At 32.5% G+C, this 17,583-nt stretch carries 12 protein-coding genes; 2 read left to right on the plus strand and 10 right to left on the minus strand.

Features of this window, described 5'->3' with window-relative positions; genetic code table 11:
• Positions 1-84: 84 nt before the first annotated feature.
• Entirely contained in the window at positions 85-1,890 is a 1,806-nt protein-coding gene (locus tag JN168_RS09575; protein ID WP_042739800.1) for an acyltransferase family protein, read from the minus strand.
• A gap of 350 nt (positions 1,891-2,240) precedes the next feature.
• Positions 2,241-2,549 (minus strand): metal-sulfur cluster assembly factor, encoded by a 309-nt coding sequence (locus JN168_RS09580; RefSeq protein ID WP_042739799.1) that lies wholly within the window; start codon positions 2,547-2,549, stop codon positions 2,241-2,243.
• A 112-nt stretch (positions 2,550-2,661) separates the two neighbouring features.
• On the opposite strand from JN168_RS09580, the gene JN168_RS09585 reads away from it, so the two are divergent.
• Positions 2,662-3,504 carry a Cof-type HAD-IIB family hydrolase gene (locus JN168_RS09585; RefSeq protein ID WP_279525836.1) on the plus strand — a complete coding sequence of 281 codons (843 nt, stop codon included), beginning with the start codon at positions 2,662-2,664 and terminating at the stop codon, positions 3,502-3,504.
• Between the two features lie 33 nt (positions 3,505-3,537).
• Positions 3,538-4,860, plus strand: a complete 1,323-nt coding sequence (locus JN168_RS09590; RefSeq protein ID WP_279525837.1) for a CoA-disulfide reductase — start codon at positions 3,538-3,540, stop codon at positions 4,858-4,860.
• Positions 4,861-5,125: 265 nt separating this feature from the next.
• On the opposite strand, the gene JN168_RS09595 is transcribed toward JN168_RS09590, so the two are convergent.
• The 8 genes from JN168_RS09595 to JN168_RS09630 all read right to left on the minus strand — a co-directional run bounded on the left by JN168_RS09595 (position 5,126) and on the right by JN168_RS09630 (position 17,550).
• On the minus strand, positions 5,126-5,515 hold the full coding sequence (locus JN168_RS09595; RefSeq protein WP_042739796.1) for a YisL family protein: 390 nt from the start codon (positions 5,513-5,515) through the stop codon (positions 5,126-5,128).
• Positions 5,516-6,162: 647 nt separating this feature from the next.
• Complete coding sequence (locus JN168_RS09600; RefSeq protein ID WP_042739795.1) at positions 6,163-7,065, minus strand: fumarylacetoacetate hydrolase family protein; 903 nt, start codon at positions 7,063-7,065, stop codon at positions 6,163-6,165.
• Between the two features lie 117 nt (positions 7,066-7,182).
• Positions 7,183-8,325, minus strand: coding sequence for a DUF418 domain-containing protein (locus tag JN168_RS09605; protein WP_279525838.1), 1,143 nt, complete (start codon positions 8,323-8,325; stop codon positions 7,183-7,185).
• Positions 8,326-8,353: 28 nt separating this feature from the next.
• Complete coding sequence (addA, locus tag JN168_RS09610; RefSeq protein ID WP_279525839.1) at positions 8,354-12,007, minus strand: helicase-exonuclease AddAB subunit AddA; 3,654 nt, start codon at positions 12,005-12,007, stop codon at positions 8,354-8,356.
• On the minus strand, positions 12,004-15,468 hold the full coding sequence (gene addB / locus JN168_RS09615) for a helicase-exonuclease AddAB subunit AddB (protein WP_279525840.1): 3,465 nt from the start codon (positions 15,466-15,468) through the stop codon (positions 12,004-12,006). The genes addA and addB overlap by 4 nt, the downstream gene beginning before the upstream one ends.
• Positions 15,469-15,854: 386 nt before the next feature.
• On the minus strand, positions 15,855-16,430 hold the full coding sequence (gene lepB, locus JN168_RS09620; protein WP_042739791.1) for a signal peptidase I: 576 nt from the start codon (positions 16,428-16,430) through the stop codon (positions 15,855-15,857).
• An 18-nt stretch (positions 16,431-16,448) separates the two neighbouring features.
• Complete coding sequence (lepB, locus tag JN168_RS09625) at positions 16,449-16,970, minus strand: signal peptidase I (RefSeq protein WP_232139368.1); 522 nt, start codon at positions 16,968-16,970, stop codon at positions 16,449-16,451.
• 4 nt (positions 16,971-16,974) lie between these two features.
• Positions 16,975-17,550, minus strand: coding sequence for a TVP38/TMEM64 family protein (locus tag JN168_RS09630; RefSeq protein WP_042739789.1), 576 nt, complete (start codon positions 17,548-17,550; stop codon positions 16,975-16,977).
• Positions 17,551-17,583 lie beyond the last annotated feature (33 nt).

The following is a 17,583-nucleotide window of genomic DNA, read 5'->3' on the forward strand; positions in this document are numbered from 1 at the left end:
ACTTATATCGAACTATGACGCCACAAAAAATAATGGTAATCCTTGTTAGATATTTAACAAAGAATTACCATCATTTAATAGATATTATTGAGTTATTTGTTTCGTAATTTCATCTGATAAGGCTCTGACTCCTGATGGTTGTAAATGAATGCCATCAGAAGCAAAGTATTCAGTATGTCCTTTCGAACGTTTATACCAATCAACAACCTTCACATTTTTATGTTCTTTTGCTGCGTCTGCAATCAATTTATTTACATGTGATTCATAACCTCTCGGAACACGTGTATTGACGAGATAAATATCTGCCTTATCAAATTGACTTATTAATTCATTTAATTGTGCTTTAGAAAAGTCACCATTAGTTCCCAATTCTAATACAACTTTATTACCAGCTTTATTGTAACTTTCATATTTTTGTTGAATCAATGGCGTTGCTTCGTATAAATTACGACCAACTTTACCATCAATTTCTGCATTTGGTACACGCTCTGTAAAATACTCTCCGATATCTACCATAACAGAATCACCAATAAGCAATGGCTTGATATCTTTATAGACTTTGTTAGATGTACTATCTTCTTTATGTTTCGCATCATCTTTACTGTTATTTGCTGTTTTACTTTTGCCGTCCTTTTTTTGTGAAGAAAAGCTTGTTGGTTTGTGTTGTTGTTGATCCTTCCCTAATTGATCAAATGCACCAGCAAATATAAACACTGTTGGTACTAAAATAATAGATAATGCGACTGTCCTAACAAAGGACACCCGTTTAAATCGATTGAGTGAGAAAGCTTTAAAGCTATATTTTCTAAATGGTGTCTCGATGTATCTATATGATAATTCTGCCAAGATTAATGTAGTTATGATATCCAATACATACACATAAATTGGTATTTGCCCTTCCACATAATAGGAATGGATAAAGCTTATTACCGGAAAATGCCATAAATATAAACTATAAGAACGTTTGCCAATATATACAAATAGCGGATTACCAATTACCTTTGCAAAATATGCTGATGGGTGGACAACACTCAATATCACAAAAAGAGTCAACACTGATATAACATAGAATCCACCGTTGTAAATCCAATCACTATTGTCATCAACAAAAATAAATAACATGATAATAACCACTGTACTGACAATTCCTAATCCATCAATTGTATGTGACAAGATACGAGGTGGATTAGCTTTCAATTTAAATGGTGGCCATAAAAATGCGAGTAGGACACCAAGCAACATCGTTTGTAGTCTAGTATCAGTACCGAAGTATACTCTAGAATGTTCCATATGAGGTTCAGAAATTAATACCATTAACAACAATGAAACTAATGAAACAATCCAAAAAATCAAGGTTATATTTCTATATTTCTTAACTGTTAATAGTAATGTGATCAGGACTATTGGAAAAATTATGTAAAACTGCTCTTCTATCGCTAGTGACCACAAATGTTTTAATGGCATAAATGCAAACTGTTCAAAGTAGTTTACATCAGTCATAATATACCACCAATTGGATACATAAAATATTGCTGCAAATGCATCATGCTTAATATTTACGATTTGATCTGGTTTTAAAATCAGTGTCATCATAGATACTACGCCTACCAACACAAAAACGGCAGGTATGAGTCGTTTCATTCTACGTAACCAGAATTGCTTTAAATTGATACTTCCAGTTTCTTCAAACTCTTTCAGTAATAGACTAGTAATTAAATAACCAGAAATAACAAAGAAAGTATCTACACCTAAAAAACCACCCGTTAGCCACTGTTTATTAAGATGGTAAATAATAATTGCTAAGACCGCAATCGCTCTTAAACCATCAAGGCCAGGCATATAACGTGTATGACGGTGTTTGTTCATTCCCAAATTTGAATCTCTATTCATTTAAAATCAAACCTTCATACTCAAATTTTAAATCTATTTATGCATATTTCATCCATTTTACTAAGTTATTGTAATACTTTTGTAATGTAACTGCAATTAATTTAATAATTTTGCACGATAATAATATTTAATATTTTTGTAGTTATAGATTATAATTCGCATTTTAAATAAACTCAAACATTTTCATTCTTTCACTGAACAGTGGCAAATCGTAACTATATTCACTACGAAATATACTTAACTCAAACTACTCACCCCACTAAATAGAATAAAAAAAGACCAACTAACACACCTTTAAAAATCTAAGATGTGCTAATTAGTCTCAAACAAGATATTTATTCACTTCTTTATTAGCCAATGCCTAACGCAATTTTAGCGTAGCGAGACATCATATCTTTGTCCCATGGTGGACTCCAAACAATATTAACCTCTGTATCTGAAATCTCAGGTATTTCAGCTAATACCATTTTAACTTGGTTCATAATTTGCGGTCCTAGAGGACATCCCATTGAAGTCAATGTCATTTCAACCGTACATAAACCGTCATCATCCACGTCGACATTATATACTAAACCTAAGTTTACAATATCAATTCCTAACTCAGGGTCAATTACCATTTCGAGTGCATTAAGTATGCTATCCTTTAATCCTTCATCCATTCGTCTCACCTCTTCGTTATTAATGATATTAACAATATATCAAATATCTTACAAAACGCCAATAAAATGCTATGATATTCATACACTATTATTATAACTTAAGGAGATTTTAATGAAACCTTTTTTAATATGTTTAGACTTAGATGGCACATTGTTAAATGATGATAAAGAAATTTCACCTTATACAAAGGAAGTACTAAAAACGTTACAAGCGCAAGGACATAAGCTTATGATAGCTACCGGTCGTCCATATCGAGCTAGTCAAATTTATTATCATGAACTTAATATGGATACACCTGTCGTTAATTTTAATGGTGCTTTCGTCCATCACCCTAAAGATAATAACTTTAAAACAGTACACGAGGTATTAGATTTGGACTTGTCTAAGAGCATTATCCAATCTCTAAATGACTATGGTGTATCTAATATTATTGCTGAAGTTAAAGATCATGTATTTATTAATAACTTTGATCAAAAATTATTCGATGGCTTCTCTATGGGAACACCAAAAGTAGAAACAGGCGATTTACTAACAGCATTAACTGAATCACCTACATCAATACTTGTGGAAGCAGAAGAAGTAATGATTCCACGTGTTAAACAAATGTTAACAAGATTCTATGCAGAGAATATCGAGCACCGTCGTTGGGGATCACCGTTCCCAGTTATTGAAATTGTCAAACAAGGTATCAGCAAGGCAAAAGGTATTGACTATGTAAAACATCATCTAGACATAGATCGTAATCAAATTATTGCCTTTGGCGATGAAGATAATGATTTAGAAATGATTAAATATGCGAAATATGGCATTGCAATGAACAATGGCCTTGATGAACTAAAGCATGTTGCCAATGAAGTTACTTATTCTAACAATGAAGATGGCATCGGTAGATACCTTAATACATTCTTTGAATTAAATATCCCGTATGAAGCAACAATTAAATCTAAAATATAATGCATTATTTTTGCTTAAAGGAGGTTGTTGACTGTGTCTAAAATAGTCGTTGTAGGTGCTGTAGCTGGAGGCGCGACGGTCGCAAGTCAAATAAGAAGATTAGATAAAGAAAGTGAAATCATTGTCTTTGAAAAAGATAGAGACATGAGTTTCGCTAATTGCGCATTGCCGTATTATATTGGTAATGTTGTCACTTCAAGAGACCTCGTTTTAGAAGCAACACCTGAACAATTTTATGATAGTAAGCAAATCACGGTAAAACCCTATCACGAAGTCACTGCAGTAGATACAGCTGAAAATAAAGTCATTGTTTACGATAAAAAGGCTGAACAATCCTATACAGTTGAATATGATAAGCTCGTATTAAGTCCTGGTTGCAGTGCTAATCATCTCAATTTAAATAGTCCAATTGCCTTTACTTTACGTAATATGGAGGATACTGATGCTATTTACCAATTTATTGAACATCATCAAGTACAAAATGCATTAGTTATTGGTGCTGGTTACATCAGTTTAGAGATATTAGATAATTTATACGAACGCAATATTCAACCGATGTTAATTCATCGTTCTGAACATATTAATAAATTAATGGATTCCGACATGAATGAACCGATTATTGAAGAAATGGATAGACGCGGTATTCCATACCGTTTAAATGAAGAAGTCGTAAAAGTCGAAGGTAACGAAGTACATTTTAAATCAGGTGCTGTAAAAACGTTTGATTTAATTATTGAAGGTGTTGGGGTTAAGCCAAATTCAGCATTTTTACAATCATCTTCAATTCACTTAGATGAACATGGTTACATTCCAGTTAATAATAAATTCGAAACTAATATTCCTAACGTTTATGCTTTGGGTGATATTATTACTTCACATTATCGCCATGTGGACTTACCTGCACATGTGCCTTTAGCATGGGGAGCACATCGAGCTGCAAGTATCATCGCCGAACAACTAGCTGGTAATAAGAAGATACAATTCAAAGGCTATTTAGGTTCAAATATTGTTAAATTTTTTGACTATACCTTTGCAAGTGTTGGTGTTTCACCATCTGAATTAACTCACTTTAATTATAAAATGGTAGAAGTTTATCAAAATGACCACGCCGGTTACTATCCTAATAACCATAAATTACATTTACGTGTTTACTTTGATAGTAATACTCGACAAATATTGAGAGCTGCTGCAGTAGGTAAAAGTGGCGTAGACAAACGAATCGATGTCTTGTCTATGGCAATGATGCATCAGTCTACTATAGATGATTTAACAGATTTTGAAGTGGCATATGCTCCACCATATAGTAGACCGAAAGATATTATCAATATGATTGGTTATAAAGCACGTAATCTATAATTTATTGTTCGTCATTTGTACTTAAATCACTCGTAGCATGGTTCAACTACCACATCATTTTTTATATAACCATGGACCTTAAGAAAAATTGAATAAGTCATACTAAAAAGTACTCATCCTAATCGATTATTTAAGCAACTCCTTACAACGACAGTCAGTGTAACTGAGACGTATTGGCTTGCTCATAATCAATGGATAAGTACTTTTTTGTTTAGGTTATGTTAAATCAATTGCATTAGGTTACTCTACTTATAATGCGATTAATTTAAAGTCCAAACATTTTAGTAATAGGACCTTGAGGTAAAATGACTCCAATTACCATAGTAATAATGATTAATACAATCGTTGTCCACATCATACCATGACTTGGTTGTCCTTTTTTCCTTTTGGCAATTGTTACTTCCATTAGTGCCACAACAGCAACACCACATAACATTTTTAAAGTAAGTAACATATGGCCACCTGCGTTGTCTGCACCAAATGCTTGAATCCAAATCCAAAATCCTGAAATTAAAACAAATACCATAATCAATCTCAAGAACATATGGATCGGTTTAAAATAAGGCGTTGGACCTTGTTTCTCTGAAAAATTAAAATATGCTGCAAAAAACAAGATAATAGCAAGTACCCATGATGTAATATGAATATGTAACATAAAATCCCCCCACATGTGATTTAATTTGATTCATATCATGCAACAGTGAACTTTTTTATATTAAAAATCACTGCATCAATTTGTTCAGTAAACAAAAATATGCTATCTATATCATACGCAATACAGATGTATTTTTCAAAAGGTAATTTCGTTGACAATAATTTTAAAAATAAACTTTACAAAATTCACTATCAACATAGACGCAATTATACAGATTAAGAGATAGTATTCGTATGATATGGTTAGCACAAAATCAGACGCTTTCTTATAGAACCATTAATCGCTTTAGAGTGAACCCAATTATGAAGCAATTGATCAAGTCACATTTTATAAATTTCAGAAACACATTAATGCTATAATCAGTGAAAAATTGATAAAGAACCTGTTTTTGGATGCTTGAAGGCTATTTTAGGATTCACTCGCATATCACTTCGAGGAATAACAAGGTCAAAACATGAACTTGGACTAGCATTAATGGCTATCAATATAAGAAAATAACAGCACTTAAGTGCTAATCAATTTGATAATAATAGAAAAATCGATGATTTCTACTATTTCACAGTAAAAATCATCGATTCTATTTTAGTCTGAAAGACTAATCTCCAGACTCTATTTTTCTGGAATTTATATCTAAAATGCTTACTAAATTATTTAGCGATAAAGTTCGTTAATGTACCAATATTATCGATTGTAACTTTGACTTCATCCCCTGGTTGTAAGAATTGTGGCGGATTCATACCTGCACCAACACCAGCTGGCGTACCAGTTGCAATAATATCCCCTGGGTGTAATGCCACGTATTTTGAAATTTCTTCTATAAGTTCGTCTATTTTAAGAATCATTTGACCCGTATTTCCATCTTGACGAATTTCATTGTTTACTTTAGTCACAATATTCACGTCTTCAGGTGTTGGCAATTCATCTTTCGTAACAATGTATGGTCCAATTGGGCAACCACCTGTTAAACTCTTAGATAGGAATGCTTGGTCTTGCGCGTTTTGCGCTTTACGATCTGTAATATCATTGATAATTGTATAACCATATACATAATCTAATGCTAAACCTTTAGGTATCTTTTCACCTGATTTACCAATAACGATACCAAGTTCACCTTCGTAATCTAGTTGATCTGTAATGTCTTGGTGATTTGGTATTGTGCTGTTATCTCCTGTCAATGACGATGCCGCTTTTGTAAATACATATAAACGCTGTACTTCATGGTTTAATTCATTAGCATGTGCTTGATAATTGCGACCAAATGCAATGACATTGTTCGTTGGTGTAACTGGTGGCAAGAACTCTATATCTGAAAATTTAACTTTATATGCATCACCATTTCCACTGTCTTCCGCAGCCACTACAGCTTTACGTACTTGTTCTTGGAAATCTACGACTTGGTTTTGTTGTAAGCCATTTAATAATGTTTTAGGATGAAACTCTCCTTCAGCAAAATCAGCAAAGACTTTCTTTAAATCCCATGCCGCTTCTTCACGCTTTACTTTCACACCATAAGATGTCTGTTCATTATGTCTGAATGATAGGAATTTCATTCAATATCAGCTCCTCATCTTTATCTTATTACATATTATAACTATATTTACCTCTTAATAACAAATAAATACCCAGTTCTTGTAAAAAAAATCAGTACGCTTACATTTATGCAACCTTTACTTTAAATATGTTACCTTTCGCCATAACCATTCGATTGGGCCCTGCTTATACTGCTTAAGGTAGAAATAGCACATAATAAGTTGTATCGCATAAACAACGACAACTATGAGATAGGACTGATAAAGTGCTAATTTATTAAATAATCCCAGTCCAAATCCCATATAAATTAAAGTAAAGATAATACTTTGACTTAAATATATCGACAGACTGAGTCTGCCCGGATATTTAAAGACACTTAAAATTTGTGCTGAACGACCATATTGACATAGTACAATAAAGATTAAGATATAACCGGCTGCTACGATAGGTCCACCAACCATAGAACTCACATTAATTAGTGCATTATTCCCATAGTCGATTGCATGTGGTAACTTAATTAAATAGCCACAAACAACCAAAATACTTGCTCTGTAAACCATTTTTGATTTATTTTGCCTTACTTTAGCTATTAAATCCGACTTTTGTGCTGCAATACCCAATAAAATATACGGTAAAAACTCAAAGTAAGATGAAGTGGTAACCACATCTAATATACGGAAAATATATTCTTTAATATTAATACCTAAAAATGCAGAATAACCACCACTTTGGCGTATATTTATTAATTGTCCTAATGTCTTACCAGTAAAATTAGTTACCCCATAAGGATCTGTAAACCAAGTTATTAATGAAAATGGAATAACCAATAAGATGACCTTTAAGCTAAATAGAATAATAGCTAACTTAACCAATTTTCTTGGACGCCATTTTATGAATAATACAGCTATCATTCCAGTAAATGCATATCCAAATAATATGTCACCTGAAAATATAAACAAACCATGAACTAAACCTAATATAAGTAAAAATGACAAACGCCGATAAATAAATGGGTAATATCTTAAATCTTTTGTTTCACTATTGGCATACATTATTGCTAAACCATAACCAAATAAAAATGTAAAAATAGGATAAAACGAGCTGATTACAACTAAGGTAATCAATCTCAAAATCCATTCATCTAGGCCTTTATTAATGATATCTGGTAAAAATGCTTGTTCATAAGGTAAGCTAAAACTTAAAATATTCATCAATATAATACCTAATAAACTAAAGCCTCTGAGAGCATCTAATTCAAATAATCTTTTACGTGATGACAATTTCATAAGCTCCTTTAAGTTATTATCATTAGTCGATTGAAAGCTGACCAAATTTGAAGAAATATAGGTAGCCTTTTACATTAGTATTCAATATTGTTTCCAAAGTATTTCGATAATACGTCATTTGTACTTTATAACGAGACTTTAATTGTTCACCAATTTCCTCATCTGACATACTACGTCGTCTATTAAACGCATCAGTCTTGTAATCCACGAAATAATATTGACCATCCTTTTCAAAAATCAAATCAATCATCCCTTGGATAATCGATGCATCCTCATCTCTTATTTGTTCATGGTCAACCTCGCGTTGATTAACTACAAATGGTAATTCTCTATATATGGCATCACTATTTGTTATCATGCAATATAAATCACTGTTGATAAAGTGCAAAATGTCAGCCATTTGAATATCTTTTTTAGCATCTTCAGGAATGATATTTTTAGCAATCAAACTATCGATATAGTCATTTAATGCTGTTTCATCTAGGCCTTCTTGTTTAAATGGAAGATGTTGCATCACTGTATGCATTAAGGTACCAATTTCATTTGCTTTACGCTTTTTATTATGACTTAAAAATGCTGGACGTTCATATGATAATGAGCCTATCTTATATTTTCTCACTCGATCATAATTGGTATCTGTTTGCTCTGTTTCTAATTGACGTTTCAATTCAGATACAGACTGCTTAGATGGTTTATGAACTGCATGTGGGTGTGCATATTCATATGTCATTTGATGTCTTATTTGATCTTGTAAACCGGTATAATCATTGTTCATTTGATAAATATCAGTAACCGTTCGCTGTTCAGTAACATCTTCAACAATTTCAGATGCAATATCTTCATAGAATTCCGTATTTAATTGGACATACGGTTTCATAGCCTCATCCACATCATCAATATTCGCCTCAAAGCGTAAATCTTTTGGTAATGATGTAGATTGATATTTTGCTAAAATTGGATAAATTAAATCAAGTGGTTTTTGTGCAGTAAGTCTATAACTAACAGGTAGATGACTACCAGAAACAGAAACTTCTTCGTATTTCGTAATATCTTTTTCATCCTTTACGCGACCGATTAAATATAGTTGTTCTTTAGCACGTGTTAAAGCAACGTAAATCAAACGCATTTCTTCTGATATTAATTCCTTTTCAGCAATGGCCTTATATGTCACTGAAGATAAAGATGGGTACGCAATGTGTTGTTGTACATCATAATAACTCATCCCCAAGCCATAGCTTTGATTTAAAATCGTAGCCTTCTGTAAATCCTTTCGCGTGAATTTTCGTGATAATCCGGAATAAATAACAAATGGAAATTCTAAACCTTTACTACTATGAATCGTCATCATTCTAACTACGTCATCATTAGGTCCGATGACATTTTCCTCACCAAAGTCTTTTCCTCTGTCGATCAATTCATCAATAAAGCGAATGAATTGGTATAAACCTCGAAAACTTGAATTTTCAAATTCTACTGCTTTATTAAATAAACCATGTAAATTCGCTCTTCTACCTTTACCACCAATCATTCCACTAAAATACTGAATAACATAATGGTCATTATAAAATTTATCAATTAATTGATATACCGGATGGTGTTGGCTATAGTTTTGATACATTGCTAAATCTGCTAAAAATGCATTTAGTTTTTCTACTAATTTACTATCCGCATGCTCACTATTAAGATATTGTTGTATAGATTGATAAAAATAGTCATCGTTCGGACTTTCAATACGAATATTGGCTAATTCATCTTCAGTAAATTGATATATGACTGACCGCATTAAACCAACCAAATAGATATCCTGTAATGGATTGTCTACAGTTCTTAAAAATGACAAAATGAGTTGGACTTCAGATTGTTCGAAATAACCTTCCTTACTGTTTACATGGAATGGGATATTGTGATCTTTAAATGCTTGTTGAATTTTTCGTGCTTGTCCATAAGATCGTTCTAAAATAACAATATCTTTATAATTTGGCTTGCGATAACGTCCAGTTTTTATATCATATATCTCTTGTTCAGTCATTATATTTTCAACTTGTTGCACAATATATTCCGCTTCTTGTTCAGCTGCACTTAAATCTGACCCTTTATCTTCAATTAACATATTCATTTGTATATGATGTGAAGTCTCATCAAATGGTGCTCCATAATAAAGTTGTGCAGCATCATCATAAACGATTTCCCCTACCGCTTCATCCATCATATGTTTGAATAAATAATTCGTCGTTGTTAGCACTTCTTTACGAGAACGGAAATTTTGAGATAAATCTATGCGCAAACCATGTTCCGAACCATCAACCGTAAAGCGATTGTATTTATCGATAAATAGACTTGGATCTGCCTGTCTAAATTTGTAAATCGATTGCTTTACATCACCAACCATAAATAAATTCCCATCGGCTTCATTGCCACGTTTGATACAAGAAATAATTTTTTCTTGTACTCGGTTCGTATCTTGATATTCATCTACCAATATTTCCTCAAATTGTTGGCGATACATTTCCGCTATTTCAGAAGGTGTTCCATCTTCAGTTAACAATATTTTCAATGCAAAATGTTCATAATCAGAGAAATCAAGTAAATTTCTACTACGCTTTTTCGCATTAAATTGCTCGATAACATCTGCGGTCACTTCAGCTAAATAAGCCACTCTTGGCGCTAATTGTTGCATATCATACATTAACTCATCTGCAGTTCTCGTATAGTAGTCTAATTTCACCTTAGAAACTAATTCTTTATAATGATCATAATGCTTCTTACCGTCGTCATAAGCATCTAACATCATTTCGTTTGCTTCTTTAACTTTCTTTGTTTTCGATGGGAAACGTGGTTCAAATTGATGGTTACTGATTACTTCTGTATTTAATATGCCGCCTTCTATCGCTGCAGACATAAATTTACGTTCTCTCTCAATAATATCAACTTGTTTATCCACTTCCTCTAACATTGAAAATAGATCATAACTTTTATTTAGCGCTTCTAATGCTGATTTCATAAATATCATTGCCACATGGTTTAAAAGTTCTAATAATTTTTCTTGTTCATTCTTATTCTCGTATGGTTCAGATAAATTTTGTAACCACTCAAAAGGATTGGGGTTAGCTACACTAAAAAAGTACATATCTTTAATTGTTTGACGCAATTGATTATCATTTCTGTCGGAAGATAATTGTTCAGTTAAATCAACAAAACTAGGATTCAACACATCATAATGTTGCTCTAGCACTTCATCAATCGTTTGCTCTAATAATAAAATGTTTTCTGCTTCACTACTTGTTCTGAAGTTTGGATCAATATCAAGTACATCATAATGATTTTGAATTAATTTCAGACAAAAACTATGTAGTGTTGAAATTTGAGCTTGATGAATTTTAATTCTTTGGTTTTTTAAATGACTATTATTCGGATCCTCAAGCGATGCTTCTTGGATACGTTGATCCACACGTTGCTTCATTTCTCTTGCACTGGCATTTGTAAATGTCACAACTAATAATTTATCAACATCTATATTGTCATTTAATATTCGCTGTATGATACGTTCTACTAACACTGCAGTCTTTCCAGATCCTGCAGCGGCAGCAATCAAAATATCTTGACCTTTGGCATAGATACTTTTCCATTGATTATCAGTCCATCGCGTATCCGCTGGTTTTACTGGGATTGGATTCATTCAAACTCACCTTCTTCTAGTTCAACATTTTGCACTTCTTCTAATGGATTTATCGTTTCGTCAACAGTTCTATAACGTTTACTATCAATCATGCCATCCACATGACACACAGACTTATAATTACAGAAGTCACAAGGTAATGTTTGATTATACTTAAGTGGCGCTACTTCGGTATGACCGTCCATGATGTCAGTTGCTGTTTTAACAAAATTAGCTTTATTATGCTTGATTAACTTATAAATTGTATCAGAATCCGCTACTTTACTACCGCTTCTATAACCGCCATCCTTTTTCATTGCAACAGGAATAATATCAGAAGTATAGTTTGGTTCCATTCGATTATCGAACGCTTCTATTACAGAAGTGTCGTTATTAACTAAACCACTTAATTTAAATGAGTTGATAAACTTTTCATTGCGTTTATCTTCATCTAATTCATTCCATGCTAATTGGAGACGCGGTTCGTGCACGTGGAAATATAGTAATCCCCCTGGTTGTGTCAGAGGATTTAAACCTAAGCGTTGTTTATTTTGTAATACAATATCCATATATGTCATCATTTGCATTTGCATGCCATAGTATACTTTCGTCAAATCCAAAGTACCACTATACTTAGATGACTTATAATCAATAATGTTTACAAAACTTTCATTATCGTGATTATACGTATCAATACGATCAATTTGCCCACGAATATTGATTGGAATGCCTTGCTCCGTAATTAATGGCATCGCTTGTAAATCTTCCGGATTTCTAGGATTCTTTCTAAAGCTCGCTTCAAACCTTTGAGGCTTGAATTCACTGTAACTACCTTGATATTTAAGTGCAGTTAACGTTGTTTCAACAATAGCACCTATTCTTTGTGATAGATAACGATAATATGCGGTTGAATTTAAAAGATTGAACTGTACCTCAGGCAGTATTTCAGTCAAACCATCATGTGTTAACTTTCTAATTTGTGTTAAATTTAAATTCTTAAAATCACCATTAATTTTCTCAGATATGAGCTTTAATACTTGATGGAAAATATCACCTAAATCAAAGTTTTCTAATTTGTATTTTGTACGTTCATTTAGTCTTAAACCATGTGATGTGAAGTGTTTAAATGGACATGCTTGATAACCTTCAAATCTAGATACACTTGCATTAATTTGCTTTCCATACAAAGCTTTAGCTTGTTGTTGATTGAGTTGCACTGTTTCATTATCAAAGGTGAGTGCCGAAACTAAGTAAGCTAGTCCATCATTGAGTCGTTCATCATCCCTCATAACTTGATATGTATCTAACCAAGTATCAGCGACAATTTCATCATCTAGCCAAGCCTTTAATGATTCAAACAAGGCAATTTTAGTTTGATGCGGATGTTCCATTAATGTTAACGGTTGGGCTTGATGCATGTGATGAATATTTGTCACTTCTAAATTATGGTATAACTCCATGATTTGATCGATAAACGGGCTTCGTTCCTTTTGATCTCCACTTGCTCCCATCAAGGCATAAGAAAATGTGATTTTCGCTCTACTTCTCGTCATGGCAATATAACAAACAAATGCTTCATCCATTTGTAAAATGTCAGCTGTAGGACTTAATTCTAGATTAGACTGTGCTTGAAAATACTTCTTCTCATCATCAGTGATCAGACTTGATGATGCTACAGTTTGTGGCATAGTCCCATCATTTACACCGACCATATAGACATGTGCCTTATTATCTACTTTTGCTAAGTCCATTGTTCCTATACTAACTTGATCAATCGTTTGAGGTATCATCACAAACTCCAATTGATCTAAACCGACATCCAATAATTCTAAAAAGCGTGATTGTGTCAACGTATTATTACCAAATACTGTGACTAAATCGTCTAACGTCTGAATCAACCCATTCCATAGTTGATCAATTTCTTCTGCCTTTCTATGTTCCTCGTTCGCGTCAAACTGATCTCTCTCAGTCATTAAATCACTCGGTAAATCAAATGCTTCCATTGCTTCATAAAATGCAGTTGCAAACTCTAGCGCTGTGTTCGCCTGGCTTAAACGTTGCTCAAACAATAGAATTTTATCCATTACATAAGATTTTAATTGAATCACACGTTCAAATGTCTCTCGTTCACTATCAGTCAATGGTTGACGTTTCAATCCCATTTTCCTAAATTGTTCAACTTGGAAATAACTATCATCCATCCAACGTTTTCCATAAATTCCTCGTTCAAGTACGAAATTTTCCAATATATCAATAAGATAACTACTATCTTTATATTGCTTTGTTAATACATTTGTTTTTAGCAAACGCATAATCGGCTCAAAATTCCAATTCGTTTGAATGACTTCAATGAGTGAACGAATCATTTCCATAATTGGGTGATGCGTCATTGACGGTTTAATATCAATATTAAATGGAATATCAAATTGCGGTAGAATAGATTCCAATAAATAAGCATAACTATCATCTCTATAAAGTATGGCTATATCTTGAAAGCGAAGTCCTTCTTCTCTAGTTTCCTTTAATATGCTTCTTGCAATTTCATTAATTTCTTCTCGCATAATTGACGCTTCTAATATTTCAACATTATCCGCTACATTTTTAGGTTCGAATTGCAAAGCATTAAAATGATGCTCTAAATGCGCTAAGTCTTCATTTTGAAAACGATGTTGTTGCGTGAAGCGTTGAATATTTAAAGGTATATTAAGTTCGTTTGCTATATCTTCAAGATGCGTCAAGGATTCCGATGGCTTTCTAAATAAACTAAATGGATCTTTATCACCATCAGTTGTTAATAATACGGTTACCTTTTTAGCATGCTTAACTAACCCTTTAATAATTTGATATTCTAAAGTGGAAAAGTTATGGAACCCATCTATGTATATTTCAGTACGTTTCAACCTTTCAGACTGGTCCATTAATGTTATAAATCGATTTAAACAGTCCTCAGTTGAGACAAATTCACCGCTAATTCTATTTTCTAAATGTTTATAGATTAACGCTATATCTTCTAATTTATGTCGCGTTCGTGTTTGTAATGTATTTTCTGAGATGTATGTTTCAAGTTGTTCAGGTGAGACGCTATATTTTTTAAAGTCTTGAATTTGTTCATATAACTTTTCACTAAAGCCATAATACTTAACCTGTGAACGATATAATTTCAATTCTGCCTGATGCTGTTGAATAATGTCATAAATCATCATTTCAGTACCAGTTTTTGTTAATTGTTGTTCCATTAGTCCCCCAACTTCTTGGAACACACGATAACTTAATCTTTCAAAGTGCAATACTTCAGTTCTCAAACTACCATTAAGTTCTGGATCATTTACAAAGGCTTGTTCAAGTTGGAAGGTATTTTGTGTTGGTGCAATTAATACAATTGGATCACCTAGTGGACGTTCTTTCATCTCTTGGCGAATTTCTTGTAACATTTTATATGATTTTCCCGTTCCCGCTCTTCCAATAAAGGCATTAAATTCCATGACATATCCCACTCCTTTGACCATATTTTAACATATAATATATTGTGTATCGTTTATCTTTTTAATAATTACTCCAATTGCTATAATGTTTAATTTGAAGCTATAACTTAATAATCATTATCTATAGAACAAAGTTCATTATATGATCAGTCATTCAACAATCATAATTTAACTTACTAATTTAAACTTCAAAGTCTCTCTCAATTAAATATTGAATGAAAGGACAAGCATTTGCTAGGTACTTGTATGTAACAGTTTGATTATCGATGTGTAAAATAACAGTGCCTTGAATTATAAAGTTAGCAACATATGACAATCACTTTTACATTTGTAGAGATAGAAAAAGACAATTTCTATCTAAATTCAATAGAAATTGCCTCTTCACATTATTTATCATAATTTGTATCTGGATCAAATCCAAATTTCATTTCATTTAATGGCCAGAAACTAAATGAAACCTTTCCTACCACTTGGTCTTTATCAATTAAACCAAATGAACGACTATCTTTACTTACTTCTCTGTTATCACCTAAGACAAGTAATTTATCTTTTGGAATGGTATTTTTCTGGTTAACTTGATTTAAATCTTTAGTTTTAAATGAACCTGTAATATAGTTATATTGCTTATGCTTTTCATTGTAGTCTAAATATGGTTCATCCACTTTTTTACCATTTACGTATAATTTATCTTTCTTATACTCAACGTTATCACCAGCTGTACCAATTACACGTTTTACATAATCACTATCTTTTGTTGCATGGAATACAACGACATTACCTTTTTTAATATCGCCAAACTTATATCCGAATAAGTTTACTACGACACGCTCACCATCTTTAAGTGTCGGGTCCATAGAATCACCCTTAACAGTATATGGTTTCGCAACAAAGTTCATGATAAGCAATACTAATGCTACTGCAACGACAATCGATACGAACCATTCCATTATCTCTTTTCTCAATGTTTACACCTCATCCATTTAGTTAAAATCTACTGTGAATTTATTAAAAGGATAAAACCTCAAACTCACATTTCCAATAATATCTTTGCTTGATATCAAGCCATATGTTCGTGAATCTTGTTTATCTGTTCTTTGATCATTTAGGACAAAGTAAGCATTCGGCGGTACAATATCACCTTCTGAATGTTTTATATGCCTTAATGATAAGGATTCTATCTGCTGGCCTTTACTATAAGATTCATTTACTTTTCTATCATCTCTATATAACGTTTCATTTTTATAAGCAATGGATTGACCAGGCTTTCCAATAATTCTACTTATTTCTATATGATTTCCGTTACGGTACATAATAATATCATTATTTTCTAATAAATTAAAAGTGCTTTTAATCTTATTTACAATAATTCTATCACCTTTGTTTAAATTCGGAGACATCCGATCATCCTTTACAACAAAGCCTGTAACAAGTAACGCTTGGATTAATATTACAATCATAATCGCAATGATAATTAAAATCAAATGTTTTAGTATCCGTTGCATGTTGTCACTCCTCTGACGAATGCATAAAATGTTTCTCAATACGATGACCTATAAACCACATCAGTACAATGATTAAGATTACAATAATTAATCTAAATGGATTCGTAAACAGTGTGGTAATATCGCTACCTAACCACCCAATAAGTCCTATCATGATTAACTTAGATGCAAATAACACATATAAATACACATGTGCTTTTATATGCGACAAGCTAGCAACAATATTGACAAGCGCACTCGGCGTAAATGGAAAGCATAATAATATAAATATGGGTATCACACCATGTCTATCTATAAAATGAATTAAGCGCTGTACCGATTTACGATTTTGTATTTTTTGCATATATTTTGTATGTGTTAACCTTCTGAATATTAAAAAGACAATATAACTCCCAATCACAGTACCTAACCAAGCTAATAACGTACCAATTAATAAACCATAAGCATTTACATTCACAATTACAAACACGATTATCGGTAAAATTGGTATAAATGCTTCTATAAAAGGTAATAAAAATCCGACAATATAACCTAAATCCCCAAATAGATCAAACCAATGTTGGACTTGCTCTTGTGTCATGACCACCATTCCCTAAAGTTTACTGTACTTAAT

Source organism: Staphylococcus gallinarum, from assembly GCF_029774255.1.
GTDB classification, from domain to species: domain Bacteria; phylum Bacillota; class Bacilli; order Staphylococcales; family Staphylococcaceae; genus Staphylococcus; species Staphylococcus gallinarum.

What these genes read in the sequence shown, in the direction of transcription:
- JN168_RS09585 (WP_279525836.1), top strand. Translation starts at nt 2,662, where the DNA reads ATGAAACCTTTTTTAATATGTTTAGACTTAGATGGCACATTGTTAAAT.
- JN168_RS09595 (WP_042739796.1), bottom strand. Translation starts at nt 5,515, where the DNA reads ATGTTACATATTCATATTACATCATGGGTACTTGCTATTATCTTGTTT.
- lepB (WP_232139368.1), bottom strand. Translation starts at nt 16,970, where the DNA reads ATGCAACGGATACTAAAACATTTGATTTTAATTATCATTGCGATTATG.
- addB (WP_279525840.1), bottom strand. Translation starts at nt 15,468, where the DNA reads ATGGAATTTAATGCCTTTATTGGAAGAGCGGGAACGGGAAAATCATAT.
- JN168_RS09600 (WP_042739795.1), bottom strand. Translation starts at nt 7,065, where the DNA reads ATGAAATTCCTATCATTCAGACATAATGAACAGACATCTTATGGTGTG.
- JN168_RS09575 (WP_042739800.1), bottom strand. Translation starts at nt 1,890, where the DNA reads ATGAATAGAGATTCAAATTTGGGAATGAACAAACACCGTCATACACGT.
- addA (WP_279525839.1), bottom strand. Translation starts at nt 12,007, where the DNA reads ATGAATCCAATCCCAGTAAAACCAGCGGATACGCGATGGACTGATAAT.
- JN168_RS09580 (WP_042739799.1), bottom strand. Translation starts at nt 2,549, where the DNA reads ATGGATGAAGGATTAAAGGATAGCATACTTAATGCACTCGAAATGGTA.
- JN168_RS09630 (WP_042739789.1), bottom strand. Translation starts at nt 17,550, where the DNA reads ATGACACAAGAGCAAGTCCAACATTGGTTTGATCTATTTGGGGATTTA.